The following is a 5,438-nucleotide window of genomic DNA, read 5'->3' on the forward strand; positions in this document are numbered from 1 at the left end:
ACAAGTTGGTTGTCCTATTAAAACAATGAAAGAACGCATACTGGAAAACATTGTTATGGTAAAACACCGATGCAGACGTTTTTGGATAGTAAACCTATTGCAAAAGAGAAATTATTGGAAACTCTTGCAGTGGAACAAAAAATCCTTACTTCTCGAAGTAAGGATAATATTGAATAACTGATAATTATTTTAACACTTAACGTCAGATTAAGTCGGGGCTATTACAATTCAGGCTTTATTAGGAGCACTAGTCTATACTATTTTAGGGCTGTCAACATCAATTTATATAGAAAAAATTACGGATTATGTTTTGATTGATGGCAACCGAAGACTTTTAAACCTACTGTCTGTAGGAATGATTGTTATTTTGCTATTTCAGATTTTTATAGGAGCTATGAAGAGTATTCTTGTTCCGCCAACGGGACAAAAGATGGACAAACACCTTATATTAGGTTACTATAAGCATTTATTAAAACTTCCACAACGTTTTTTTGATACCATGAAAGTGGGATTTATCTAATACCTAGCATGCTTAGGATCCTATGCCATAACGACATCAAAATAAGAGAAAAAGGATTACTGATATACAAAAAAAGGGTCTTCATCAAGAAGACCCTATCAGCGGAGAGAGAGGGATTCGAACCCCCGGACCTGTTACAGTCAACGGTTTTCAAGACCGCCGCAATCGACCACTCTGCCATCTCTCCTTAGCAATTCATTGCTGAATTTTAAGTGGTGCAAATATAGATACTTTTATATTAGGCTCCAAACATTTAGACTACTATTTTTACATAAAGACACTAACACACTGGTGATCAATTGTATTTTTTAATTTTAGCTTTCTATTCTGCTTATCCGCTTATCAATGGGCTTTCAGCTATACAAAAAAAAGCATTTCAAATTGAAATGCTTTTTTTTGTATAGTCAACATATTAAGCCCCTTGTTGGTCTAGACTACTGATATAGCGCTCAGCATCCATAGCTGCCATGCAACCGCTTCCTGCAGCAGTAATCGCTTGTCTGTAAACGTGGTCCTGAACATCCCCCGCAGCAAATACTCCCGGAATACTTGTTTTAGAAGAGCCTTTCTCTGTTAGGATATATCCATTTTCATCCAAATCCAGTTGCTTTCCAAAAATCTCAGTATTGGGCTTATGTCCAATCGCTATAAATATACCATGCACGTCTATAGACGATTTCTCCTGGGTAATGTTATTGATAGTGATGGCTTTTTCAACCAGATTATTCTCTCCTTCTATACCGACAAGCTCATGATTAAATCTAACCTCTATATTCGATGTATTCATCACCCGGTGAATCATAGCTTTAGAAGCTCTAAAATAATCTTTACGCACTAACATCGTTACCTTATTGCAAATTTTAGATAGATAAGTAGCTTCTTCAGCAGCAGTATCTCCCCCTCCGACAACAATAACATCTTTACCTTTATAAAAGAAGCCGTCGCATGTAGCACAAGCAGATACGCCGCCGCCGCTATACTTCTTCTCATCTTCAAGTCCGATATATTTAGCCGTGGCACCAGTAGAGATAATCACTGTTCGCGCTTGTAGTTCACGATTCCCAGTACGCAACTTGTGAATTCCGCCTACTTCTGTGGCAAATTCTACACCGGTAATCATTTCGTAATGAACCTTGGTTTCAAAGCGTTCCGCTTGTTTTTGCAAATCCTCCATCATTTCAGGACCTGTAATCCCAGAGGGATAACCCGGAAAGTTTTCAACTTCGGTGGTCGTTGTAAGCTGGCCCCCTGGCTCAAGCCCTGTAAAAAGTTCGGGTTTCATATCTGCTCTTGCAGCGTAAATAGCGGCTGTAAATCCTGCAGGCCCAGAGCCTACAATTACACAATCTAAAATATTTTCCATAACACTTATAATCGTTCGCATGCAAATTTCGGTAATCTTACTCAAGTTGATCAAATTTTAATATTGAGTTTTATCAATCACTGTTATAGGCGTTGACTGATAGGGTAAGAATAGTAAAACTTCACGCTATTAAACTTTCACTTTTGTTTTACCAACATTTAATATCTTGTAGACCATCTCCACCAATAAGTCTGCATCTGGAACATTGTATGCTCCTAAACCTTTGCTTTTCATATCCATTTCTCTCAAAATAGAAATCACGCGAGTGGTGTGTTTCATAGGGTAAAAGTTAGCAGACTGTTCATAATCTTTTAAAAAATAAGGATTTACCCCCATAGTAGAGGCTATAACAGTTGCAGGTTGGCCTCTAAGAGTATGGTACAATAATATATTGGTAAAATAATTAAATAAATTACCTAGGATGAGTAAAAGAGGATGCCCCTTCATATTTCGTCCCATATAATAAGCAATTCGCATAGCCTGTTCCTCATCTTTGGTACCTAAAGCTTTCTGAAGTTCGAAAACATTATAATCTTTACTAATGCCGATATGAAGCTCCACCAGTTTCCCGTCCAGTGGTTGCCCTTCTTTCATGACTAATTTTAGTTTATTCAGTTCGTTAGAAATTCGGGACAAGTCATTCCCTAAATATTCTGCAAGGAGATGAGAAATATTAGGGGCTGTTTTCATGCCTAACTCGTGGATTTTTCGCTGAATCCAAGTGCTCAATTGGTAATCTTTTACAGGCTCGCTATAATGCAGCCATGATTTTTTTTCCAATTGCTTCACAAATTTTTTTCGGGAATCTACTTTTTTATATTTATGGGCTATCACTAAAATAGAGAAAGCTACAGGTTGGTCTATATATTTTAATAAAGCCTCTGCCTCTTCTTCGGTAAGCCTCATATCTTGTGCTTCTTTCACCATTATCAGTTGCTTCCCCCCCATCATCGGGTACTGACGTGCAAGCGCTAATACCTCAGCATAAGTAGTATCTTTTCCATATACTACGGTTTGATTAAAAGTCTTTTCATCTTCAGTCAGGACATCATTTTCTAGAGACTTTAAGGCAACATCCATAAAATAGGGTTCCTCTCCATGAAAAAAATAAATAGGTTGAAGTATATTATTTTTAATATTTTTGAGGATGTTTTCTAAATCTTTCATAGTCTATGCAACTGCCAAAGCTCAATTTTAGCAAAGAATTCGATTTTCAGTTTAGGCAGGACAAAGATAAGTTTTTTATTTATGATGTACTGCGTAAAAAGTTCCTTTTACTAACCCCCGAAGAATGGGTAAGACAGCATTGGATACAACATTTTACTTGTCTCAAAGGCTATGCTTATTCGGCTTTAATTACTGAAAAAAAAATTGAAATTAATGGTCTTACGAAAAGAATAGACCTATTGGTGACAGAAAAAACAATGCCTAAGATATTGATAGAATGTAAGGCACCTCAGATTAAACTCTCAGAAAAAACCTTTGAACAAATCGCCAGATATAATTCGGTTTTAGATGCCAACGAAATTATTTTGAGCAATGGTCTCCAACATATTCATGCTATATTAACAGGGGATGGATATAAATTCACTAATTTTAATACCTGATATTGAAATTAAAAAATCCTAAATATGATGATTAAAAATATTATATTCGATTTTGGTGGGGTACTCATGGATTGGGATCCTAAATATCTTTATCAAAACGTCTTTAGTACTGAAGACGAAATGAACTACTTTTTAGAAAATATTGCCACCCTGAAATGGAATACTGAACAGGATCGAGGGAGAAGCTTCAAAGAAGCTACGCAAATTCTTCAAAATCAATACCCTGAATTCAGTGAAGAAATAGCGCTCTACTACAGCCAGTGGCCAGTAATGTTAAAAGGTGAAATTGAAAATCATGTTAAAATTGTACAAACACTTTATGGACGCTATCCGCTCTATGGTCTTACCAATTGGTCGGCCGAAACTTTTCCCTATGCCTATGAAAACTATAATTTCTTCAAACTTTTCGATGGCATTGTCGTATCTGGAGAAGAGGGGGTCATTAAACCTGATGAACATATTTACAAGATTTTGTTAGAGCGTTATAATCTCAATGCTTCGGAATGTTTATTTATAGATGATAATTACGAAAATATAAAAGCGGCGCAAATTTTAGATTTCAACACCATACATCTCACACCAAGCGTTCATCTTGAGAAAGAATTACAAAAGCTTCACCTGCTATAATCCATACAACTACAAAATTGATTTTTATAAATCTTAATTACTACTCTCTAAAAAGACCCGTAATTAAATGTCTTACACTTACCTCAATCAGAAAAATACAATAAATTATTAAAAAAATCTACCCCAAAAGATGAAAAGTATACATTTTTTACTTGACTCCAAAGGGGTAGAATTATGAAGGAGACATTTTTCTTTAGGCAGCTGATTACCATCTCACTTCTTCACCCTGTGGTGGCGCTCCCCCCTGATCTATGCTCACAGGCGGAATCTCTTGGTTAATATGATATACATAAGCTGCTATTTTCTCAGCATCTCTACTAGAAATTGTCCCATCCTTTATAAAAGGTCTCATCGTAGGATTATTAGGAGAACCGTTTTCTAACATCCAGAAGACATTTCGAAATACATTTTTTTCCCTAACATTAATCCAATAGTGATCTGTGAGGTTGGGGCCTATTCCTCCTTTGGCAGACTCTGCATGGCAACTTACACAATTGTCTTTAAAAAGTTTCTCACCCTCTTCAATATTATCAGGATCATACTTGGCTGTCTCTATGGTTATTTTAGGCGCCTGTTCCTCATATTTAGTAATAGAAGCTAACATCGCCTTATACTCGGTATTATATTCTACCTCAGGGTGCGCATAGCCGGTAAATACATAGGCCAACATATAGACCACACAGAAAATATTACCAAAGTAAAACAATCCTACCCACCATTTAGGCAACGCATTATCCAGCTCTGTAATTCCATCAAAACCATGATCAATCAACAAATCTTTTTCTTCCTTCGCAGATTGCTTTCTCACTGCAGAGTTGAGGAGCCTCTTTATAAAAGATATATTTTTTTGTTCCAGATAGCTTTTTTGTGCTTCACGACTCAGCTTTTTAAATTTCTCATTTTCCACCAGCTCTTGTAAAGCATTCATAATGAGCAATAATAAGATGGATATCATCACCACCGACCAAAAATATATTGAGGTGAGATAAGAAACATCAGGAGCAAACATTTCAAAAATCAACAGCAACAAAAAAAATAATAATACAATATATACTGAAATAGGAGTTCTTACTTTCATACCAACTTACTTGTAATTAATGAATATCCGCTGTTTGAACATCGGTTGTTTTAATATCGGTACCCAATCTCTGCAGATAAGCGATAAGGGCTATAATTTCTCGATTTTCTAGTGGAATAAATTTATTTCCTTTCAGAGCTTGCTCTTTTTCTACCTGTTCTTTAATATCCGCAGCTTCTGCGTAAATTTTGGTGGTAATGCTTTTGGCCTGGTTATTGGCCCATGCAGTTGCCGAGTCGATCT

At 36.2% G+C, this 5,438-nt stretch carries 6 protein-coding genes, 1 tRNA gene and 2 pseudogenes; 4 read left to right on the forward strand and 5 right to left on the reverse strand.

Annotated elements, in window-relative coordinates; all coding sequences use genetic code 11:
• Positions 1-21: 21 nt before the first annotated feature.
• Together GNY06_RS01430 and GNY06_RS01435 are read left to right on the forward strand one after the other, a co-directional pair.
• Positions 22-177 (forward strand): annotated as a pseudogene (locus GNY06_RS01430) (IS481 family transposase); the annotation flags it as partial.
• Positions 178-220: 43 nt separating this feature from the next.
• Positions 221-517, forward strand: a pseudogene (locus GNY06_RS01435) (ABC transporter transmembrane domain-containing protein); the annotation flags it as partial.
• A 105-nt stretch (positions 518-622) separates the two neighbouring features.
• Here the strand turns inward: GNY06_RS01435 and GNY06_RS01440 are convergent.
• The 3 genes from GNY06_RS01440 to holA form a co-directional block, all read right to left on the reverse strand.
• Positions 623-707: transfer RNA gene (locus GNY06_RS01440), tRNA-Ser, on the reverse strand.
• 225 nt (positions 708-932) lie between these two features.
• A complete protein-coding gene (gene trxB / locus GNY06_RS01445; RefSeq protein WP_166518480.1) occupies positions 933-1,883 on the reverse strand; it encodes a thioredoxin-disulfide reductase in 951 nt (316 codons plus the stop codon).
• Positions 1,884-2,012: 129 nt separating this feature from the next.
• On the reverse strand, positions 2,013-3,050 hold the full coding sequence (gene holA / locus GNY06_RS01450) for a DNA polymerase III subunit delta (RefSeq protein WP_166518475.1): 1,038 nt from the start codon (positions 3,048-3,050) through the stop codon (positions 2,013-2,015).
• Positions 3,051-3,055: 5 nt separating this feature from the next.
• On the opposite strand from holA, the gene GNY06_RS01455 reads away from it, so the two are divergent.
• Together GNY06_RS01455 and GNY06_RS01460 are read left to right on the forward strand one after the other, a co-directional pair.
• Positions 3,056-3,490: a type I restriction enzyme HsdR N-terminal domain-containing protein gene (locus GNY06_RS01455; protein WP_166518476.1), complete on the forward strand. Its 435-nt coding sequence runs from the start codon at positions 3,056-3,058 to the stop codon at positions 3,488-3,490.
• Between the two features lie 24 nt (positions 3,491-3,514).
• A complete protein-coding gene (locus tag GNY06_RS01460) occupies positions 3,515-4,117 on the forward strand; it encodes an HAD family hydrolase (RefSeq protein ID WP_166518477.1) in 603 nt (200 codons plus the stop codon).
• Between the two features lie 205 nt (positions 4,118-4,322).
• Here the strand turns inward: GNY06_RS01460 and GNY06_RS01465 are convergent, their stop codons facing one another.
• On the reverse strand, positions 4,323-5,195 hold the full coding sequence (locus GNY06_RS01465) for a c-type cytochrome (RefSeq protein ID WP_166518478.1): 873 nt from the start codon (positions 5,193-5,195) through the stop codon (positions 4,323-4,325).
• 16 nt (positions 5,196-5,211) lie between these two features.
• A partial coding sequence (locus GNY06_RS01470) for a cbb3-type cytochrome c oxidase subunit II (RefSeq protein ID WP_166518479.1) occupies positions 5,212-5,438 on the reverse strand: 227 nt, incomplete at its 5' end.

It is taken from the genome of Elizabethkingia argenteiflava (genome assembly GCF_009904105.1).
Classification (GTDB): Bacteria; Bacteroidota; Bacteroidia; order Flavobacteriales; family Weeksellaceae; genus Elizabethkingia; species Elizabethkingia argenteiflava.